At 68.5% G+C, this 19,532-nt stretch carries 16 protein-coding genes and 2 pseudogenes; 4 read left to right on the forward strand and 14 right to left on the reverse strand.

Annotated features, from left to right (window positions below; genetic code table 11):
- The 3 genes and pseudogenes from AC6EUL_RS21675 to AC6EUL_RS21685 form a co-directional block, all read left to right on the forward strand.
- Positions 1-1,018: LAPAL motif-containing putative phage structural protein (locus AC6EUL_RS21675; protein ID WP_499872621.1), on the forward strand; the 1,018-nt coding region annotated here is incomplete at its 5' end.
- Between the two features lie 132 nt (positions 1,019-1,150).
- Positions 1,151-1,264 (forward strand): annotated as a pseudogene (locus AC6EUL_RS21680) (IS1595 family transposase); the annotation flags it as partial.
- A 435-nt stretch (positions 1,265-1,699) separates the two neighbouring features.
- Positions 1,700-1,987 (forward strand): hypothetical protein, encoded by a 288-nt coding sequence (locus AC6EUL_RS21685; RefSeq protein ID WP_499872623.1) that lies wholly within the window; start codon positions 1,700-1,702, stop codon positions 1,985-1,987.
- Between the two features lie 663 nt (positions 1,988-2,650).
- Here AC6EUL_RS21685 and dapD read toward each other — a convergent pair.
- The 5 genes from dapD to AC6EUL_RS21710 all read right to left on the reverse strand — a co-directional run bounded on the left by dapD (position 2,651) and on the right by AC6EUL_RS21710 (position 6,248).
- Complete coding sequence (gene dapD, locus AC6EUL_RS21690; RefSeq protein ID WP_056218385.1) at positions 2,651-3,505, reverse strand: 2,3,4,5-tetrahydropyridine-2,6-dicarboxylate N-succinyltransferase; 855 nt, start codon at positions 3,503-3,505, stop codon at positions 2,651-2,653.
- Between the two features lie 133 nt (positions 3,506-3,638).
- Positions 3,639-4,040, reverse strand: a complete 402-nt coding sequence (locus AC6EUL_RS21695; protein WP_156389744.1) for a hypothetical protein — start codon at positions 4,038-4,040, stop codon at positions 3,639-3,641.
- A 272-nt stretch (positions 4,041-4,312) separates the two neighbouring features.
- The gene (locus tag AC6EUL_RS21700; protein WP_499872625.1) at positions 4,313-4,627 is read right to left on the reverse strand and encodes a hypothetical protein; all 315 of its coding nucleotides are present in this window, start codon (positions 4,625-4,627) and stop codon (positions 4,313-4,315) included.
- A gap of 311 nt (positions 4,628-4,938) precedes the next feature.
- Positions 4,939-5,397: a cyclic nucleotide-binding domain-containing protein gene (locus AC6EUL_RS21705; protein ID WP_056276444.1), complete on the reverse strand. Its 459-nt coding sequence runs from the start codon at positions 5,395-5,397 to the stop codon at positions 4,939-4,941.
- A 164-nt stretch (positions 5,398-5,561) separates the two neighbouring features.
- Positions 5,562-6,248, reverse strand: a complete 687-nt coding sequence (locus tag AC6EUL_RS21710) for a response regulator transcription factor (protein WP_056218401.1) — start codon at positions 6,246-6,248, stop codon at positions 5,562-5,564.
- A gap of 345 nt (positions 6,249-6,593) precedes the next feature.
- Here AC6EUL_RS21710 and AC6EUL_RS21715 point away from each other — a divergent pair, with 345 nt between their 5' ends.
- Entirely contained in the window at positions 6,594-7,166 is a 573-nt protein-coding gene (locus tag AC6EUL_RS21715; RefSeq protein WP_499872628.1) for a L,D-transpeptidase family protein, read from the forward strand.
- Between the two features lie 438 nt (positions 7,167-7,604).
- On the opposite strand, the gene AC6EUL_RS21720 is transcribed toward AC6EUL_RS21715, so the two are convergent.
- The 9 genes and pseudogenes from AC6EUL_RS21720 to AC6EUL_RS21760 form a co-directional block, all read right to left on the reverse strand.
- The gene (locus tag AC6EUL_RS21720; protein WP_499872630.1) at positions 7,605-8,075 is read right to left on the reverse strand and encodes a hypothetical protein; all 471 of its coding nucleotides are present in this window, start codon (positions 8,073-8,075) and stop codon (positions 7,605-7,607) included.
- A gap of 136 nt (positions 8,076-8,211) precedes the next feature.
- Positions 8,212-10,071: a dihydrolipoyl dehydrogenase gene (gene lpdA / locus AC6EUL_RS21725; RefSeq protein ID WP_499872632.1), complete on the reverse strand. Its 1,860-nt coding sequence runs from the start codon at positions 10,069-10,071 to the stop codon at positions 8,212-8,214.
- Between the two features lie 40 nt (positions 10,072-10,111).
- Positions 10,112-11,443: pseudogene (gene aceF, locus AC6EUL_RS21730) on the reverse strand (dihydrolipoyllysine-residue acetyltransferase); the annotation flags it as partial.
- A gap of 99 nt (positions 11,444-11,542) precedes the next feature.
- The gene (aceE, locus tag AC6EUL_RS21735; protein WP_499872634.1) at positions 11,543-14,206 is read right to left on the reverse strand and encodes a pyruvate dehydrogenase (acetyl-transferring), homodimeric type; all 2,664 of its coding nucleotides are present in this window, start codon (positions 14,204-14,206) and stop codon (positions 11,543-11,545) included.
- A 437-nt stretch (positions 14,207-14,643) separates the two neighbouring features.
- Complete coding sequence (locus tag AC6EUL_RS21740) at positions 14,644-15,372, reverse strand: amino acid ABC transporter ATP-binding protein (RefSeq protein ID WP_056219417.1); 729 nt, start codon at positions 15,370-15,372, stop codon at positions 14,644-14,646.
- Positions 15,373-15,504: 132 nt separating this feature from the next.
- Positions 15,505-16,197 carry an amino acid ABC transporter permease gene (locus AC6EUL_RS21745; RefSeq protein WP_056218418.1) on the reverse strand — a complete coding sequence of 231 codons (693 nt, stop codon included), beginning with the start codon at positions 16,195-16,197 and terminating at the stop codon, positions 15,505-15,507.
- A 40-nt stretch (positions 16,198-16,237) separates the two neighbouring features.
- Positions 16,238-16,960 carry an amino acid ABC transporter permease gene (locus AC6EUL_RS21750; RefSeq protein ID WP_056218421.1) on the reverse strand — a complete coding sequence of 241 codons (723 nt, stop codon included), beginning with the start codon at positions 16,958-16,960 and terminating at the stop codon, positions 16,238-16,240.
- 370 nt (positions 16,961-17,330) lie between these two features.
- Positions 17,331-18,647: an MFS transporter gene (locus tag AC6EUL_RS21755; RefSeq protein WP_499872637.1), complete on the reverse strand. Its 1,317-nt coding sequence runs from the start codon at positions 18,645-18,647 to the stop codon at positions 17,331-17,333.
- A 160-nt stretch (positions 18,648-18,807) separates the two neighbouring features.
- The gene (locus tag AC6EUL_RS21760; RefSeq protein ID WP_499872639.1) at positions 18,808-19,473 is read right to left on the reverse strand and encodes a YggS family pyridoxal phosphate-dependent enzyme; all 666 of its coding nucleotides are present in this window, start codon (positions 19,471-19,473) and stop codon (positions 18,808-18,810) included.
- Between the last annotated feature and the right edge of the window lie 59 nt (positions 19,474-19,532).

Raw genomic sequence — 19,532 nt, forward strand, 5'->3', positions numbered from 1 at the left:
CGCTCAGCATCGTCCCTCCTGCATCAGAGAGACGAAAACGAAAGCCAAACCAATCCGTTCAGGCGACGACAGACCCTGCCGCGCAGACGATCATTCGATTGATGTTCGCAATCTTGCGCCCGCCCTCATGGCTTTTGGGAAGCTTCTTCGCGAGGCGAACGTCGAATTTAACGGGAAAAAATCGATAACAAAAGTTCTAGTTGTTTCAGATTTTGAGCATAAATGCTTCAATATAAATTTCGAGCTAGTAGTGGGCCTATATGAGCAGACCAAGCTATTTCTTGGTCTGGATCAGGTGAAAACAGCTAAGGAGGTGCTGGAGTGGGTCGGACTCATCAAAGGTCCCCTTGTCGGTGGCGGAGTGGTGGCTGGCGGCGGGATTACCTTCCTTAAATACCTACAATGGCGCAGAGGTCGCGATATAATTGAAGAAAAAACCGACACATCAACAAGCGGAACCATAAAAGTTACAATAAAAGGCGACAATAATAGCGTTTATCTAACGCCCGAGATCTACAACTTATCTAGAAACGCCAAAGCGTTGCGCGCGACGCAGGATGCGTTTCTACCTCTCGGCCAAGACGGATTTGAAACTATGCGCGTCAGCAATGAAGCTGGCAGCATAGCAGAAGATTTTTCGCCCAAAGAGGTTACAGATATTGCTGCTTCATGTGTGCAGGGCATCGAAGAAAGCAAAGAGGTAAATGAACCAGAGGTAGAAGAAACCCCTGCGTGGTTAAGCGTATATTCACCCGTGTATGACCCAAAGGCAACCAGCTGGCGATTTCGTCTCGGTAAAGATAAGGTCTATGTTGATATTACCGAAACTAGTATTTCGCAAGATGCCTTGGATCGAGGCGGCGCCCTATCGGAAGATGCATACCAAGTTATTCTGGAGGTAACGACAGCCTTTGATGCACAAAACAAACCCAAAGAACCATCGTATAAAATCAAGAAAGTTATTAGATTCGTTCCGGCCCCAAATACACGCCAAGCTAGTCTATTTAATACTGAGTAAAATCAAAAAAATTGCAATTAATAACTGGAACATAACACTTCGGTAAACTTCCCACGCGTCGGCTAGTTGCGAATGTTCGGCTCGGTCTCTTTCACTCCGATGGCTGCCAATTTCTCGATGAACTGCACGTAGGTTCAGGGCAAGGTCGAGATCGACGGCGTCGACTTCGGCGGCACCGTGAGCCCCAGGAACCGCAAAGAGGATCGCAAGGACCGCCGCCTTAAGGCCAGCCGTGCGGGGAAGCGCCACTGGCAGGGCGCAAAACGATTTGGCGGGGCAAAAATACACGGGGTCGCAGACGATGCGTCCGCAGCAGACGGGAGGGGGTGCGCAACCCAAAAACGTGCCTTAAAATTATCAGCCAGCGCCCTCCAATGTCCAAGCCCCCTTTGGCCCCATCCGTGGGTGGTCATAAAAGCGGCCTTCCAGATTGAGCCTCCATAAGTGTCCGCAATCGCAAGGGCGCGATATCTTCCGCGCTGTGACTCAGCCCGCTTGGCCGCGGCCCAAAGAATATCGGTCGGATTAGGTGTCGATCTCCATCTTTCGGGATGGAGCAGGCGATCGTCCGAGGCGTGGAAAGCCCAATGGAGAGGTGGCGACCGTCGCTCTGCAGAGCCTTGGGATTGGGACCTGATCCATAGCCGCTACCACAACGAGCCCGACCGGCTCGATTTGTCCATGTGGGTTGGCAACCGTTTGTGCGGGCTCGCGCTCACAACATTATCGAGCGCCGCCGCCACCATTATTTTTCTGGAAGGACAGCCTGATCCAGAGTGCCCGCTGGCGGGATACCGCGCTCTTATCGCCATAGAGGCGGCGCAAAATTACGCCCAGATCAATGGCCGGAAAGAGATCCGCGTGCAGCCCGTGAATTCCCGCCTGGAAGAACTCTACCGCGACATTTTTAATTTCGAGCTTGCAACTCCAAGGGGCCAAGAGGCATATTACCGACGGGAGATCCCCTAATGGAAACCTTAGCACGCCTCCTTGGGCCGTTCCGTCGGGCTCCGCTGGATGTCAAACAGCCCTCCGAGCCGGAGATGCTCTCCAAGTCTCGTCCCATGACGAGTTTTTTTGACAGCCTTTCGGCTGAGCAAAAAGCGAAATTGCGCGCGTATCGCGGTCCCGAAAACCATGGCAGCGATCAATTCCGCCGGGTTCAGTCGGCATAGGTTCTATCAAAGTCGATCGTATTTAGGAGGCCCTGCGGAAGCGGGGCCTTTTCTTGTTTTGGCCTCATGTGGCAGTGGCGAGGAAATTGTCACTCCGCCGAGTAACACTCCGCTCGCCGACCCTGCCCCGCTTGCTCCCCATCCGCCATCCGGTTCGCGCGCCTCTTCCTGGGTACGCAGCCGAGGCGGCACGTGACATCGGCCGGCAAGCGTCGATCCCGGCCCCCCGTCTGGCACACGAGAAGCGCCGACTGGCGAGCCGTCAACGGCTCGCCTGCCCTTGCGTAGCTCATCCGAGTTAGTTCCTCGCGCCTGGCGAAAAGTCCGTTGATAAGGCCCTGCCCATCCATTTTGCCGTTGCAGGCGAAGACGCAAGCTCCGACCTACGGCGCTTCTCGGCACATTTGCCCCATCAGGTCGCGGCCCCCGGTCGAGCGACCCGGCGACGCCCCCGGGATCAGGTGCGCAGGAGTTCGTTGATGGCGGTCTTGGCGCGGGTGCCGGCATCGACGCGCTTGACGATCACCGCGCAGTACAGGCCCGGGCCGGGGCTGCCGTCGGGCAGGTCCTTGCCCGGCGTGGTGCCGGAGACCACCACCGAGTAGGGCGGCACGCGGCCGTACATCACCTCGCCGGTGGTCCGGTCGATGATCTTGGTCGAGGCGCCGATGTAGACGCCCATGGAGAGCACGCTGCCCTCGCCGACGATCACGCCCTCGGCCACCTCGGCGCGGGCGCCGATGAAGCAGTTGTCCTCGATGATGACCGGGTTGGCCTGGAGCGGCTCGAGCACGCCCGCGATGCCGGCGCCGCCGGAGATGTGGCAGTTCTTCCCCACCTGGGCGCAGGAGCCGATGGTGACCCAGGTGTCGACCATGGTGCCCTCGCCCACATGGGCGCCGAGGTTGATGAAGCTCGGCATCAGCACGGCGCCGGGGGCGATGTAGGAGCCGCGGCGCACGACGCAGCCGGGCACGGCCCGGAAGCCGGCCTCGCGAAACTGCTTCTTCTTCCAGCCCTCGAACTTCGAGGGCACCTTGTCCCACCAGGTCGCGCCGTCGGGGCCGCCATGGATGATCTCCATGTCGTTGAGGCGGAAGGAGAGCAGCACCGCCTTCTTGAGCCACTGGTTGACCTGCCAGTCGTCGCCGACCTTCTCGGCGACCCGGGCCTTGCCGGAATCCAGGAGGTCGAGGGCCGCGTCGACGGCCTCGCGCACGGCGCCCTTGGTGCCGGTGTCGATGCCGGCGCGCTCCTCCCAGGCGGTCTCGATGGTGGCGGCGAGGTCGGTGGGGGACGCGGGGTGCGACATGGGGCAGGTTCCGGCAACGGATCGGGACGGGCCCCGTGCTTACAAAAGCCCGTCCGGCCTGTCACCTTCGCGGCTGCGGTCCGTGGGGCGGCCCGGGCGGCCGTCCCATCCGGACGGGCTCAGCCGGCTGGGCTCAGCCGGTCGTCATGGGCTTGGCGCTGGCATGGCCGCAGGCGTCGTAGCGGCGCTCGATGAGGAAGTAGTCCCTCATGGCGGTGTTGTAGTACTTGGCCGAGACGGCGACCTCGCGCCGGCCCGGGCGCCCCTCGGCGATGGCGCTGGGCACCCGCTCGATGGTGCAGCACTCGGTCTTGTCCCCGAGATAGTCGAGCCGGTTGGCATAGGCCCGTCCGCCGTGATCGCCGTTCCTGACGATGTCGCGGATCATGATGTCGACATAGGCCTCGTCGGGCAGGGTGGCGTTGGTCTCGTAGCAGACCAGCAGGCGGGTCGACTGCTCGTAGATCAGGTAGCCCGCGCCCATGACCGCCAGGGCGAAGAAGGCGACGGCCGCCGTCTGCGTCCTCCGGCTCATCGGTTGATCCTCCTGGCGCTCCGCCATCGCATGCCCCTCCGCCGGGCGACGACCCGGGCCCGGAGGCGCACGGGGCCCGGGCCCGTGAGCCCGAACCGGGGAGTCACGGGCGCCGGATGTCACGTCCGGCCGAGCATGCGCCCGATTCCATCACAAAGGGTTTCCGCGAGGCGGTTCGACCCTCACAACGGTCGGCCTCGCTCCGGGGCGAGGCCCCGGCTCGGACCGCCCCCGAGGGGGTCGCGGGCGACCGAGCCGGGGGCGACCGTCGTTCACTCCCCGTAGAAGCGCTGGATGCGCGCGGCCCGATCGGCGCGATCCGCGAACCGGGCGTCTCCGTCGGATTGCGCCTGCCGGACGGCGGCGGCGTGCGAGAACACCCGCGCCGCACCGAAATCACCGTGGAGCGCAGCAACGTTCGCGGCATGCACGTCTCTGCGAGACTGAATGGCGCGAACATTCGCGCTATGGGCGGCGTGTTGCGCGACGATCGCCGTCCGCAGGCTCTCCTGAGCCTGCGCGGGCACCGCGAGCCACGCCCAACCACTGACGAGACATCCGGCCAGGACCATTTTGACGCCGTTCATGACAGTGTATCCTCAATCTGATCGATGATCACCGATGACGCGACAGGCTCCCTCCATCCCGTCGGACGGATCAGGAGCCTGGGGCCGAGTCGGACTTAGTGTCTTTGTCCGGGCTCGACTAGGCCTATAGCCTGTGGGAATCGAAGATCCCTCGACGGCCCGCGCCACGGGCGCCCCGCCGGCGCATCGCGACCGCGACGGTCCGCGGACCTGCGGCGGCGGTGACGAGGGCCCCGCGCCGGCTCCGTCACCGGATCGGGGGCGAAAGCCGTGGGCCGCCCCGGACGGGGCGCGCGACCGGATGCAGGCGGCTACGGCGCGATGCGGTCGAACCGGTCGCCGAGGCGGACGAGGTCGCCCGCGAACGCGGCGAGATCGGCGCGCAGCTCGCCGTGGATTGCGCGGGCGGCGTCGGGAAACTCCTCCAGCACCCGGCGCATCAGGGTCGGGGTGATGCGGACCACCTCGGCGGGGCTCGCCGCGTCGGCGTCGCAGGGACGCTCGCCGCGCTGGAACAGGGCCAGGCGTCCGATCAGGCTGGAGCGCCCGACCGTGACGGGGGACGCACGGTCCCCCCGCGGGGTCAGCGTCAGGGTGCCCGACATCACCACGAAGCCGCCGTCGCCGCGCTCCCCGCGCGCGAACAGGCGCTCGCCCGCCGCGAGGCTGCGGCGCTCGGCGGCGAAGGAGAGCAGGCGCAGGGCATCCCGGCCCAGGAAGCCGAACAGCGGCGCGGCGCTCAGAATCGCGATGTCGTCGTCGAGCCCCACCTGCCGTCCCGTCCTTGGCCGCGCTGTCGGGGGAGCTTAGCCGAACCGGCCGGCGGGCGAAACGGCGGGGACGCCGCGCCGAGGCAGGCCCGGACGCGTCGCCGCCGGAGGTCGACGCCCCCGTGCGCTCCCCCGTGCGGGGGCCGGGATCGCCGGACGCTCCCCTACGGCAGCAGCTTGTAGCCGCCGCCCTCGGTGACGAGGATCGCGGCGAGCGCCGGGTTCGGCTCGATCTTCTGGCGCAGGCGGTAGATGTGCGTCTCGAGGGTGTGGGTGGTGACCTGGGCGTTGTAGCCCCAGACCTCGGCCAGCAGCGTGTCGCGGCCGACCACCTCGCGCCCGGCCCGGTAGAGGAAGCGCAGGATCGCGGTCTCCTTCTCGGTGAGCTTCAGCTTCGAGCCGCGCTCGCCCACCAGGAGCTTGGCGCCGGGCCGGAAGGTGTAGGGGCCGATCTGGAACACCGCGTCCTCGCTGGCCTCGTGGCTGCGCAGGTGGGCGCGGATGCGCGCCAGCAGGACGGCGAACTTGAAGGGCTTGGTGACGTAGTCGTTGGCGCCCGCCTCCAGGCCCTCGACGGTGTCGTCCTCGGAATCCTGCGCCGTCAGCATGATGACGGGGCCGCGATAGCCGCCGCGGCGCATGGCCCGCACGGCCTCGCGCCCGTCCATGTCGGGCAGGCCGACATCCATCACCGCCAGGTCGATCCGATCCTCCGTGACGCGGGTGATCGCGCTCTGTCCGTCCAGGGCGGTCAGCACGGTGAATTCGTCGTAGAGATCGAGCTGCTCCATCAGCGTCTCGCGCAGCGAGGCATCGTCGTCGCAGATCAGCAGGCGATGGGTATTCGGCATCGACCGAAGGACTTTCAGGCAGTTTGCAGGATCCGCCAGCGGTGTTCGGGTCCGCGGGCGGGCGGTGAGAGACAGGATCGACGGTGACGCCGCGATCCCGAGGCACGATGATGACACGCGGGCATCGTCTTGCCGTCAGGAAATCACACCGGGGTCATTAAACCAACAATCCGGGCTGCGCACAATACGGTTGTGCGCAGCCTAACACTGCGGAAACGGTGAAGCCCCAAGAAAAGTTTCAGCGGATGTAGCAGCCAATTGGTCCCGTCGCCGTTCCGCGCGGGGTGCGGCCGGATGGGGCCGGGCGGATTTGGCAGCCGCGCGGGCCCGCGCGATAAGCGCCCCATGAAGCGGACCCCGACCTCGACGCGGCAGCGTCCCCCGACGCCCACCACCCTCCTCCGCCTGCGCGTCCGCGCCCTGGTGACGGACCGGAGCCGGGGCCAGCTCCTCGCGGGCGCCGCCATCATCCCCTGTGCCCTCGGGCGGAGCGGGATCGTGCAGGTGAAGCGCGAGGGCGACGGCGCCTCGCCCCGGGGCACGGTCCGCCTGCGCGGCGGGGTCTACCGGCCGGACCACTTCGGGAGCCGGCCGGCGAGCCCCCTCCCCCTGCGCCCGAGCGCCCCCGGCGACGGCTGGTGCGACGACGCCCGCGACCGGCGCTACAACCGGCCGATCCGCCTGCCCGCGCCGGGGGTCGGGCACGAGCGGATGTGGCGGGAGGACGGGCTCTACGACCTCGTGGTCGACCTCGACCACAATCGCGGTCCGATCCGGCCCGGCCGCGGCTCGGCGATCTTCCTGCACGTGGCGCGGGGCGGCTTCCTGCCCACCGAGGGCTGCGTCGCCCTACGCCGGGCCGACCTCGTCCGCCTCCTGCGCCGGGTCGGCCCGGGCACCCGGATGCGGATCGGCTGACCGGGTTCAGGCCAAATTCGCTGGATCCCTTCGGGAGGGCGGTTCTGGGCCTCGTTCGAACGCCGCGCGGGCCCGCAGGGCGGCGAGGCTCGCCGATTCCCCCCGATCGCCCCGGCAACCGGGGCCAGGCTAGCGATCATCGCATCCGCCTCTCTCCTCCCACGGGGCCGAGGCGGCGTGGGACGGGCGTGCACGCTCCCTGCCGAAAGGCGGCTGGCTCGGCAGATCCCAAGAAGAATTGCCGGCTCAGTAAGCGTGTAGCCGGCTTTTCCTGCTCGTCCCGGCTCGGTTGTTCCGGGGACCCGATCGGGCATTCCCAACGTAGGCGGCCTTCCCCGCGCCGTCGTTCCGGAGCGCCGGAGGCGTGCAATCCGGAAACGCCGGCGGTGGAAAGGCCTGCACCACCGCGATCTCGTGGTCCGGCCTCTCGTCCTGGGTTCAGGACGAGCGTCGGCCCGCACCGGAGACGGGCGGACCCGCATCCGGCTCCTCCGCTCCCTGGCGGCCCTCCTTCAGCAGGTCGAGGGCCTGGGCCCGCATCCGCTCCCAATCGCCCAGGGCCCAGTCCATTTGCCGGCGCAGAAAATCCTGCTGGAGCTGGAGTGTCGCGGACAGGGTCCGCGCGGCCATCAGGCCCTCCACCAGGGCGAGGTTGGCGGCGAGCTGCCGGTGGGTGGTGCAGGCCACCAGCCGGCCAGCGGCCTGCAGGTCGGCGTCGATGTCCGTGCGGGCCGTCCGCCCCAGGGCGGCGAGGCGATCCAGATGGTCTTCCAGGGCCTCCGTGACGGCGTCGCGGGCGGCCTCGGCGCGCCGGAGAGCTGGGTCTGTCTCGGGTGCCGGGCCGGGCTCCGGGGCCGGGCCGGGCTCGGGGCGGGAATCGGGTGTGGTCTCGGGCTCGTTCGATGACATCCGCGGGTCTCCCGAAGCCGGAGCCGGGACGGGCTCCGCGCGGACCGCGCCGGTCGTGGCGCGGTCCTGTCTTCCCGATGCGGCGCCCGTCCCGAAGGCGCTGCCGATCCCGAAGCCGCGGCGCGAACGCCCGGCCTCAGTGACCGGCCTTTTTCGGCCCGTCCTTCCGGGGCATGTAGAGGTCCGTGATGGTGCCCTCGAAGGCCTCCGCCGCCAAGCCGATCGTCTCCGACAGGGTCGGGTGCGGATGGATGGTCAGGCCGATATCCTCGGCATCCGCCCCCATCTCGATGGCGAGGGCCGCCTCCGCGATGAGGTCGCCGGCCGACGGGCCGACGATGCCGCAGCCGAGGATGCGGTCCGTCTCGGGGTCGAACAGGACCTTGGTCAAACCCTCCTCGCGCCCCAGGGCCAGGGAGCGCCCGGAGGCGGCCCAGGGGAACACGCCCTTGCCGACCTTGATGCCCTTCGCCTTGGCCTCGTTTTCGGTCATGCCGACCCAGGCCACCTCGGGGTCCGTGTAGGCCACCGAGGGGATCACCTTGGCGTCGAAGGCGCTGGACTTGCCGGCGGCGACCTCGGCCGCGACCTTGCCCTCGTGCGTCGCCTTGTGGGCCAGCATCGGCTGGCCGACCACGTCGCCGATGGCGAAGATGTGGGGCACGTTGGTGCGCATCTGCCGGTCCACGGGAATGAAGCCGCGCCCGTCGACGGCGACCCCCGCCGCCTCCGCGCCGATGCGCTGGCCGTTGGGGCGCCGCCCCACCGAGACCAGCACCTTGTCGAAGGTGTCGCTGGCCGGCGCCGTGCCGCCCTCGAACGAGACCTTCAGCCCCGCCGGGGTCGCCTCCACGGCGGTGACCTTGGCCTTGAGGTGGATCGCCTCGTACTGCTTCGCGATCCGCTTCATCAGCGGCGTGACCATGTCCTTGTCCGCACCCGGGATGATCTGGTCCATCAGCTCGACGATGGTCACCTTCGAGCCCAGCGCGTGGTAGACGGTGGCCATCTCCAGCCCGATGATGCCGCCGCCGATCACGAGGAGGCGGGCCGGCACCCCGTCGAGCTCCAGCGCCCCCGTCGAGTCGAGGACGCGCGGGTCGTCGTGCGGGATGAAGGGCATCCGCACGGGCTCGGAGCCGGCCGCGATGATGGCGTGGTCGAAGCCGATCACGCGGGTCCGGCCCTCGTGCTCCACCGCGACCTGATGGGGTGAGACGAAGCGGGCCTCGCCCGTCACCACCGTGACCTTGCGCTGCTTGGCGAGCCCGGTGAGGCCGCCGGTGAGACGCTTGACCACCCCGTCCTTCCATTCGCGCAGCTTGTCGATGTCGATCTGCGGCGCGGTGAAGGAGATGCCGTGCGCCGCCATGGCGTGGCTCTCGTCGATGACCTTGGCCGCGTGCAGCAGGGCCTTCGAGGGGATGCAGCCCACGTTGAGGCAGACGCCGCCGAGGCTCGGCCAGCGCTCGACCAGCACCACCGACTGCCCGAGATCGGCCGCCCGGAAGGCGGCGGTGTAGCCGCCCGGCCCAGCCCCGATGACGAGCACCTGGGCCCGCATCGCCTCGCCGGAGACGGGGGCCGCCGCCGTCGGGGCCGGGGCCGGGGCCGCCCCGCCGGTGGCGGTGGCCGAGGAGCCGTAGCCGGCCTGACCCTCGCCCGGGGCGTGGCCAGGGACGCCCGCGCCGTTTGCGGACGCCCCCGCGCCCGCCTTGGTGGTGTCCGTCACCGTGGGCTTCGGCGCACCGGTGGCGGCGGCCTCGGCCATCACCAGGATCAGGTCGCCCTGGCTCACCGTGTCGCCGGGCTTGATCCGCACCTCGGCCACCGTGCCGGCCACCGGGGACGGGATGTCCATGGTGGCCTTGTCGGATTCCAGCACGATGATCACGTCGTCGACCGCGATCACGGCGCCGGGGCCGACGCTGACCTCGATCACGGGCACGTTCTTGAAGTCGCCGATATCCGGCAGGTGGACGTCGTTGCTGCTCATCGGGTCACCTCGCTCGTTGGGTCGCGTGGGCCGGCCTTCGTCAGACGACGAGGCGCCGGACGTCCTCGAGGACGTGGGCGAGGTGGCGGGTGAAGCGCGCGGCGAGCGCCCCGTCGATGACGCGGTGGTCGTAGGAGAGCGAGAGCGGCACGATCAGGCGCGGCGCGAACTCGGTGCCGTTCCAGACCGGGCTCATCTTGGAGCGGGCGACGCCCAGGATCGCGACCTCCGGCGCGTTGACCAGCGGCGTGAAGGCGGTGCCGCCGATGCCGCCCAGGCTCGAGATCGAGAAGGTGGCGCCCTGCATGTCGGCCGCGCTGAGCTTGCCGTCGCGGGCTTTGGCCGAGATCGCACCGAGATCGCGGCTGATCTCGACGAGGCCCTTGCGGTCGGCATCCTTGATGACCGGGACGACGAGGCCGTCCGGCGTGTCCACCGCCACGCCGATGTTGTAGTAGCGCTTGAGGATCAGGGCGTCCTTCTCAGGCGACAGCGAGGCGTTGAACTCGGGGTGCTTGCGCAAGGCCGAGACCGCGGCCTTGATCAGGAAGGCCAGCAGGGTGACGCGGTAGCCCTTGTCCTTGAGCTCCTTGCCGGCGTTGTCGAGTTCCTTGCGGTAGGCGTCGGTCTCGGTGATGTCCGACTCGTCCTGGTGGGTGACGAGCGGCACGTTGAGCCAGGACCGGTGCAGGTGCGCGCCGGAGATCTTCTTGATCCGCGACAGGGGTTGGGTCTCGATCGGGCCGAACTTGGCGAAGTCCACCGCCGGGATCTCCGGGATGCCCATGCCGCCGCCCTGGAACGCCGCCGTGCCGGCGGCCGCGGGGGCGGCCGAGCGGGTGAGATGGCCCTTCACGTCCTCCTTGGTGATCCGGCCCTTCTCGCCGGTGCCCTTCACCGCCGTCAGGTCGAGGCCGAGTTCGCGGGCGAGGCGCCGCACGCCGGGGCTGGCATGGACCTGCGAAAAGTCGGGGAGGTTGCCGGCCGGGGCGGCCGGAGCGGGCGCGCTCGGAGCGGCGCTCGGGGCCGGCTCCTGCTTAGCCACGAGGGCTGCGCCATCGGCGCCGGCCGGGGCCTCGGCGGCCTTCGCGGCGCCGGCCGTATCACCCTTGGCGCCCTCGCCCTTGAACACGAGGAGCGGCGAGCCTTCGCTGACCTTGTCGCCGAGCTTGACCAGGATCTTCTCGACCACGCCGGCGCTCGGCGAGGGCACGTCCATGGTCGCCTTGTCGGATTCCAGCGAGACCAGCGGGTCGTCGGGCCCGATCGTATCGCCCTCCTTCACGTGGATCTCGATGATCGGGATGTCCTTGAAGTCGCCGATGTCCGGGATCTGGATCTCGATGCCCACTGCGCGTTCTCCCTGGCTCTGAGTCGAGGCCTCTCGCGGGCCCCCTCGTGCGGTCGCTTATCGTCGATGATGGCGGAAAGGGTCGGGGCGCCGGCCGCGGGCGGGCGGCCGGCGCCGGAATCAGACGGTCCAGGGGGCCGGTCGGTCCGTGTCGATGCCGTACTTGGCGATGGCGTCCGCCACGGTCTGGGCCGGGATCACGCCGTCCTCGGCGAGGCTGTGCAGGGCCGCCACCACGACCCAGTGCCGGTTGACCTCGAAGAAGTCGCGCAGGCGGGCCCGGTAGTCGGAGCGGCCGAAGCCGTCGGTGCCGAGCACGCGGTAGCGTCCGGGCACCCAGGTGCGGATCTGGTCGGCGAACAGGCGCATGTAGTCGGTGGCCGCGATGACCGGGCCGGTGCGGCCGGTCAGGCAGGTCTCCACGTGGGAGAGGCGCCGGCCCTCCAGCGGGTGCAGGAGGTTCCAGCGCTCCGCCGCCATGGCGTCGCGGCGCAGCTCGGTGAAGCTCGGGCAGCTCCAGATGTCCGACGCGATCCCGAAATCCCGCTCCAGCAGCTCGGCCGCGGCGATGACCTCCCGCAGGATGGTGCCCGAGCCCAGGAGCTGGACCCGGTGGCCCTGGGTCGTCTCCTTCGGGCCGTCCTTGAAGAGGTACATGCCCTTGATGATGTCGGCCTCGGCGCCCTCCGGCATGCCGGGGTGCTCGTAGTTCTCGTTCATCACGGTGATGTAGTAGAACACGTCCTCCTGCTCGGCATACATCCGGCGCAGGCCGTCCTGCACGATCACCGCCACCTCGTAGGAGAAGGTCGGGTCGTAGGAGACGCAGTTCGGGATGGTGGACGAGATCAGGTGGCTGTGGCCGTCCTCGTGCTGCAGGCCCTCGCCGTTGAGGGTGGTGCGCCCGGCGGTGCCGCCGATGAGGAAGCCCCGCGCCCGCATGTCGCCCGCCGCCCAGGCGAGGTCGCCGACCCGCTGGAAGCCGAACATCGAGTAGTAGACGTAGAACGGGATCGTCGGCGCGTCGGAATGCGAGTAGGAGGTCGCGGCCGCGATCCAGGACGACATCGCCCCCGGCTCGTTGATGCCCTCCTGGAGCATCTGACCGTTCTTGTCCTCCTTGTAGTACATGAGCTGGTTGGCATCCTCCGGCCGGTAGAGCTGGCCGACCTGGGAGAAGATGCCGAACTGGCGGAACATGCCCTCCATGCCGAAGGTGCGGCTCTCGTCGGGCACGATCGGCACGATGCGGTTGCCGATGTTCTTGTCGCGCAGCAGCGTGTTGAGGATGCGCACGAAGGCCATGGTGGTGGAAATCTCGCGGCCCGCGGTCTCCTTGAGCTGGGCCGAGAAGGCCGAGAGCGGCGGGATCTCCAGGGCCTGCGAGGTGCGCCGCCGGGCCGGGAGCGGGCCGCCCAGGGCTTCCCGCCGCGCCATCAGGTAGCGGTGCTCGGGGCTGCCCTCGGGGAACTTGATGAAGGGGATCTCCTTCAGCTGGTCGTCGCTCAGGTCGATCTGGAAGCGGTCGCGGAACTGGCGCAGCACCGCCTCGCCCATCTTCTTCTGCTGGTGGGTGATGTTCTGGCCCTCGCCGGACTCGCCCATGCCGTAGCCCTTGACCGTCTTGGCGAGGATGAGGGTCGGCTGGCCCTTGTGCTTGGAGGCGGCGCTGTAGGCGGCGAAGACCTTGCGCGGGTCGTGGCCGCCGCGGGTGAGGCGCCAGATGTCGTCGTCGCTCATGTCGGCCACCAGGGCCGCGGTCTCGGGGTAGCGCCCGAAGAAGTGCTCGCGGATGTAGGCGCCGTTCTTCGACTTGAAGTCCTGGTACTCGCCGTCGACGCATTCCTCCATCAGGCGCGCCAGCATGCCGGTGCCGTCGCGCTGGATCAGGGCGTCCCAGCCCGAGCCCCACAGCACCTTGATGACGTTCCAGCCGGCGCCGCGGAAATCGGCCTCGAGCTCCTGGACGATCTTGCCGTTGCCACGCACCGGGCCGTCGAGGCGCTGCAGGTTGCAGTTGATGACGAAGACGAGGTTGTCGAGCTTTTCCCGGGCCGCGAGCGCGATGGCGCCGAGGCTCTCCGGCTCGTCCATCTCGCCGTCGCCCATGAAGGCCCAGACCTTGCGGCCGTCCGTCTGTGCGAGGTTGCGGTGGTGCAGGTAGCGCAGGAAGCGCGCCTGGTAGATCGCCATCAGGGGGCCGAGGCCCATGGAGACGGTGGGGAACTGCCAGAAATCCGGCATCAGCCAGGGATGGGGATAGGACGACAGGCCCTTGCCGCCGACCTCCTGCCGGAAGCCGAGGAGCTGGTGCTCGGTGAGGCGGCCCTCCAGGAAGGCGCGGGCATAGACGCCCGGCGAGGAGTGGCCCTGCACGTAGATGAGGTCGCCGCCGTGGCTGGCGTCGGCCGCCCGCCAGAAGTGCATGAAGCCGGTGTCGTAGAGGGTCGCGGCCGACTGGAAGCTGGCGATGTGGCCGCCGAGCTCGGACGAGTCCTTGTTCGCCCGCAGGATGATCGCGATGGCGTTCCAGCGGATGGCCGAGCGGATGCGGTGCTCGATCGCCCGGTCGCCGGGATGCGGGTCCTGCTTCTCGGGCAGGATCGTGTTCAGGTAGGCGGTGTTGGCGGAATACGGGACGGGCGCACCCTTCTTGCGGGCCCCGTCGATCACCTGCTCGATCAGGTAGTGGGCCCGCTCCGGCCCGTCGACGTCGAGGACGCCGTCCAGCGAATCGAGCCATTCCTGCGTCTCGACGGGATCGAGGTCGCGGTTCCGCTCCATGGCATCCTCCTTGATTTTTCAGCGGCTCTCGTCGTCCGCCCTTTGGCTGGCCACGCTTCAGCGGCGTTCGCGCGTCGGCAGCGTGCGTTCGCCAGCAGCGTTCGTGCCAACTCCACCCAATCGCTTTTCGCGTTGTCTGGCAACGGCTTCGCCTGAGCCGAAGGTTTTTGGTCTGCGATATTTGTTACGGGTTTGAATTTTTTTGTCTGGCTTTCCAGACCGGGGCCGACGGCGTTGGCCCGCGAGGGGGCGACGCAGCGCTCGGACAGCAGGGCCGGGACCGTCCGGGTACCGGACGATCCGCCCGCGCAGGGGAGCGCCCGGCGGGGCGAAGCCGAGTCGAAACGACGACGAGCCGGTTCCGTCTCGGCGGAACCGGCTCGTGCGAGCGCCGGGGGCAGGGGAGCGTTCGGGGCGCCGGACCCGGCGCGCGGCGCTCAATGCACCAGGATCTTCGACAGGAAGTTCTGGGCGCGCTCGGAGCGGGCGTTGGCGAAGAAGTCTTCCTTGGTGGCGTCCTCGACGATCTCGCCCTTGTCCATGAAGATCACGCGGTTCGCGACCTTGCGGGCAAAGCCCATCTCGTGGGTGACGCACATCATGGTCATGCCCTCGCGGGCGAGCTGCACCATGACGTCGAGCACCTCGCCGACCATCTCGGGATCAAGGGCCGAGGTCGGCTCGTCGAACAGCATCACCACCGGGTTCATGGCGAGCGCCCGGGCGATGGCCACGCGCTGCTGCTGGCCGCCCGAGAGCTGGCCGGGAAACTTCTTGGCATGGGCCGAGAGGCCGACCCGGTCGAGGAGTGCCAGGCCCGTCTTGAGGGCGGTGTCCTCGTCGCGCTTGAGCACCTTGCGCTGCGCCAGGGTCAGGTTCTCCGTGATGGAGAGGTGCGGGAACAGCTCGAAGTGCTGGAACACCATGCCGACCCGGGCCCGCAGCTTCGGCAGGTTGGTCTTCTTGTCGTGTACGGGCGTGCCGTCGACGACGATCTCGCCCTTCTGGAAGGGCTCGAGGGCGTTGACGCACTTGATCAGGGTCGACTTGCCGGAGCCCGAGGGCCCGCAGACCACGACCACCTCGCCCTTGTTCACGGCGGTGCTGCAATCGGTGAGGACCTGAAAGTCGCCGTACCATTTGCTGACGGACTTCATGGTGATCATGGGCCCCGTGGTCACGGGGGCCTGGGCGGTGTTGAGCGACGTGGGGTTGGGCGACGTGGTCATGGCGGAAATCCTCGTCTGGGGTGCGGCGACGCCTCGTCCGGGGGAGGCCTGGACAGGGGAGGCCGGGCGTCAGCGGATGATGGCGATCTTCTTCTGGAGGCGGCGCACCGCCAGGGAGGCCACGAAGCAGACCGCGAAGTAGACCACGGCCGCGAACAGGTACATTTCCACGAGGCGGCCGTCGCGCTGGGCGATCTTCGAGGCCGCGCCGAGGAAGTCGGTCACCGAGAGGACGTAGACCAGCGAGGTGTCCTGGAAGAGGACGATGGTCTGGGTCAGCAGGATCGGCGTCATGTTGCGGAACACCTGGGGCAGGATCACGCTGCGCATCGAGGCGAAGTAGGTCAGGCCCAGCGCCGAGGCCGCCGCCGCCTGCCCCTTGGGGATCGACTGGATGCCGGCGCGCATGATCTCGGAGAAGTAGGCCGCCTCGAACAGGGTGAAGGTCACCAGCGACGAGGTGAAGGCGCCCACCGTCATCGGCCGGTCGGCGCCCGTGACCCACTGCCCGAGATAGGGCACCAGGAAGTAGAACCAGAAGATCACCAGCACGAGGGGCAGCGACCGCATCAGGTTGACGTAGCCCTTGGCCACCAGCGGGATCACCGGGATGCTGGAGAGCCGCATCATGGCGATGAGCGTGCCGAGCACGATGCCGCCGATGGCGGCGAGCGCCGTCAGCGTCAGGGTGAAGCGCATGCCGTCCAGGAACAGGTACGGCAGCGCGGAGGTGATGACGGAGAAGTCGAAATTCGCGAGCATCGCGGCGATCCTTGAGGATGAGGAGGCGGAGGGCGGACCCTCAGCGATGGCCCGGGACGGCGACGCGGCGCTCGATCCAGCCGGAGGTGAAGATCACCACGACGTTGATCAGGACGTAGAGGACGGTGGCGGCGGTGAAGGCCTCGAACACCTGGAACGAGAATTCCTGCATGGCGCGGGCGCGGGCGGTGAGCTCGAGCAGGCCGATGGTGAGAGCGACCGAGGTGTTCTTGAGGTTGTTGAGGAATTCCGAGGTCAGCGGCGGGAGGATCATCCGGTAGGCGCTGGGCAGGAGCACGTAGCGGTAGGTCTGGTAGACCGTCAGGCCCATGGCGGTGCCGGCCATCTTCTGGCCGCGCGGCAGGGCCTGGATGCCGGCGCGCACCTGCTCGGCGACGCGGGAGGCGGTGAAGAAGCCCAGGCACACCACCGCCGTGTAGAACGGCGCGTTCGGCAGCTGCTTGATCCAGCCGCCCCAGGATTCGGGCAGCACCTCCGGCAGGACGAAGTACCAGAGGAACATCTGCACCAGCAGCGGGATGTTGCGGAACAGCTCGACGTAGGTCGTGCCGATGGTGTTGGCGACCTTGGAAGGCAGGGTCCGCATCACGCCGATGAGCGAGCCGAGGAAGAAGGCGATGACCCAGGCGCAGAGCGCCGTCACCACCGTCCACATCAGGCCCGAGAGGAGCATGTCCGCGTAGGTCCCGGTGCCTTCCGGGGAGGCTTCGAAGAAGATGCCCCAGTTCCAGTTGTAGTTCATCGCGTCGTCGTCCCCTGTGATCGGGCATCCGGGCGAGCGCCCGTGGCAGGCATGCGGGCGCGCGCCCGTGAATGTGGCGGTGCTGTGTCGGACAGTGCCGAGACCTTGAGCGGAAGGTCCAGGGCCTTGAGGGTCGCGCCCCGGTCCCACACTGACATTTCCAGAGATTTGCTGCTTTTCCGGGCATCCCCCGGCGCAGGCCATGCGACGGCCGTCGCCCCGCCCCACGGGGGCGGCGCGGCGGCCTTCCGGCGATTCGGCCGGGCATGGAGGGGGTTGGGACGGATCGGTCGGGACCCAGGGCGGCACATCGGTGCCCGTCCCAAGCATCATCCGGACCAGAGCCTACAGGGGCGGGCCGGCCCCCGGCTCAGGCGCGGGCCGGTGTGGCCGCGGGAACACCCTGCGGGGCCGGCCGGCCCAGGGTGAGGATCAGCCCGGCGGCGGCGAGGCAGAGCGCCCCGGCGGCGAAGAAGGCCGGCAGGTAGCTCGCGAGTTCGGTCCGCGACAGGCCGGCCCCGTAGGCGATCGTCGCCGCGCCGAGCTGGTGGCCGGCGAAGACCCAGCCGAAGACGAGGTTGGCGCGCTCGCGCCCGAACCGCGCCGCGGTGAGCCGCACGGTGGGCGGCACCGTGGCGATCCAGTCGAGGCCGTAGAACACCGCGAACAGCGACAGGCCCACGAAGGAGAAGTCCGAGAACGGCAGGAACATCAGCGAGAGGCCGCGCAGGCCGTAGTACCAGAACAGGAGCCAGCGGTTGTCGTAGCGGTCGGAGAGCCAGCCCGAGGCCACGGTGCCGATGAAGTCGAACACGCCCATGGCCGCGAGCACGCTGGCCCCCTGCACCGGCCCGATGCCGTAATCGGCGCAGAGGGGGATGAAGTGGGTCTGGATCAGCCCGTTCGTGCTGGCCCCGCAGATGAAGAAGGTGGCGAACAGCACCCAGAACACGCGGGTGCCGGCGGCGTCCCGCAGGGCGGACAGGGCGCCGTTCGCACTCGGTCCCGGCATGGCCGGGGGCGCGAGGGGACGGGTCTCGCCGTAGGGCGCGAGCCCGAGATCCTCCGGCCGGTCGCGCATCAGGGCGAGGACGCCGAGGCCCGCCGCGAGGAGGAGCGCGCAGATCACCAGGAGGGCGGCGCGCCAGCCGAGCGCCTCCGTGAGGGCGGCCAGCAGGGGCAGCACGACGAGCTGCCCGGTGGCGGAACTGGCGGTGAGGAGGCCGACCACGAGGCCGCGCGATCGCGAGAACCAGCGCGTCGCCACCGTCGCCCCCAGCACCAGGGCGGTGAGCCCCGTGCCGATGCCCACCACCACGCCCCAGAGCAGGACGAGCTGCCAGACCCGGGTCATGCCTAAGGAGGCCAGCAGGCCGCCGGCGATGAGCGCCAGGGCCAGGAGCACGATCCGGCGCGGGCCGTAGCGGTTCATCAGGGCGGCGGCGAAGGGGCCCATCAGACCGAACAGGATGAGGCGCACGGCGAGCGCCGAGCCGATCGTCGCCGTGTCCCAGCCGAACTCCTTCTGCAGGGGCAGGATCAGCACCCCGGGGGCCCCGACGGCGCCCGCCGTCACCAGCATGGTCAGGAAGGTCACGGCGGCCACCGCCCAGCCGTAATGGACGCCGCGGCGGGCGAGGGCCGCCGCGACGGCGTCGGAGAGGCGAAGGGTGGGGTCGGTGGCCATGGCGCATCGCTCCGGAGCGCCGGCTGCCGAGGCGCTGCGCCCTCCATAGGGGCATGGACACGGATGAGCCAAGGGGCCCGGTCCCGCCGGCCCGGCCCGAGCGCGCTCGCGGCCTTGGCCGGCGCCCTGGCGGTGGACCGCGCCGGTGCGAGGCGGCGCCCTAGTCCCTGCGCGGGCGGGCGCCGAAGATCGCGGTACCGACCCGGACATGGGTCGCGCCCATCTGGATGGCCGCGGGGTAGTCCGCGCTCATGCCCATGGAGAGGATCGGCAGGTTGTGGCGCTCGGCGATCCGGGCCAGCAGGGCGAAGTGCGGCGACGGCGGCGCCTCGGCGGGCGGGATGCACATCAGCCCCTGGATCGCGAGGCCGTGGGTCTCGCGGCACTCCGAGAGCAGGGTGTCGACCTGGGCCGGGGAGATGCCGCCCTTCTGCGGCTCGTCGCCGGTATTGACCTGGATCAGGAGCTTGGGCGCCCGTCCGACCCGCGCGATCTCCTTGGCGAGCGCCGCCGCGAGGGAGAGCCGGTCGAGGCCGTGGATGACGTCGAACAGCTCCACCGCCTCCCGGGCCTTGTTGGATTGCAGCGGGCCGACGAGGTGGAGCTCCACATCCGGGAAGCGCTCGCGCAGGGCTGGCCACTTGGCCTTCGATTCCTGGACGTAGTTCTCGCCGAACAGGCGCTGCCCGGCCTCGAGCGCCGGCAGGATGCCCGCGGCGGGAATCGTCTTCGACACCGCCACCAGGGCGACCGAGGCGGGGTCGCGCTCGGCATCCTCGGCCGCCTGGGCGATCTGGTGGCGCACCGCCGCGAGCCCGGCCACCACGTCGGCGGCGTTCGGGGGGGGCGGGGGGAAGTGGTGGTACCGGTTAGTAAACGTTGTGT

The sequence above is a fragment of the Methylobacterium sp. 001424705 genome (assembly GCF_059816145.1).

Coding starts and splice junctions, on each gene's coding strand:
- AC6EUL_RS21685 (WP_499872623.1), top strand. CDS start 1,700: ATGTGGGTTGGCAACCGTTTGTGCGGGCTCGCGCTCACAACATTATCG.
- dapD (WP_056218385.1), bottom strand. CDS start 3,505: ATGTCGCACCCCGCGTCCCCCACCGACCTCGCCGCCACCATCGAGACC.
- AC6EUL_RS21695 (WP_156389744.1), bottom strand. CDS start 4,040: ATGAGCCGGAGGACGCAGACGGCGGCCGTCGCCTTCTTCGCCCTGGCG.
- AC6EUL_RS21700 (WP_499872625.1), bottom strand. CDS start 4,627: ATGAACGGCGTCAAAATGGTCCTGGCCGGATGTCTCGTCAGTGGTTGG.
- AC6EUL_RS21710 (WP_056218401.1), bottom strand. CDS start 6,248: ATGCCGAATACCCATCGCCTGCTGATCTGCGACGACGATGCCTCGCTG.
- AC6EUL_RS21715 (WP_499872628.1), top strand. CDS start 6,594: ATGAAGCGGACCCCGACCTCGACGCGGCAGCGTCCCCCGACGCCCACC.
- AC6EUL_RS21720 (WP_499872630.1), bottom strand. CDS start 8,075: ATGTCATCGAACGAGCCCGAGACCACACCCGATTCCCGCCCCGAGCCC.
- lpdA (WP_499872632.1), bottom strand. CDS start 10,071: ATGAGCAGCAACGACGTCCACCTGCCGGATATCGGCGACTTCAAGAAC.
- aceE (WP_499872634.1), bottom strand. CDS start 14,206: ATGGAGCGGAACCGCGACCTCGATCCCGTCGAGACGCAGGAATGGCTC.
- AC6EUL_RS21740 (WP_056219417.1), bottom strand. CDS start 15,372: ATGATCACCATGAAGTCCGTCAGCAAATGGTACGGCGACTTTCAGGTC.
- AC6EUL_RS21745 (WP_056218418.1), bottom strand. CDS start 16,197: ATGCTCGCGAATTTCGACTTCTCCGTCATCACCTCCGCGCTGCCGTAC.
- AC6EUL_RS21750 (WP_056218421.1), bottom strand. CDS start 16,960: ATGAACTACAACTGGAACTGGGGCATCTTCTTCGAAGCCTCCCCGGAA.
- AC6EUL_RS21755 (WP_499872637.1), bottom strand. CDS start 18,647: ATGGCCACCGACCCCACCCTTCGCCTCTCCGACGCCGTCGCGGCGGCC.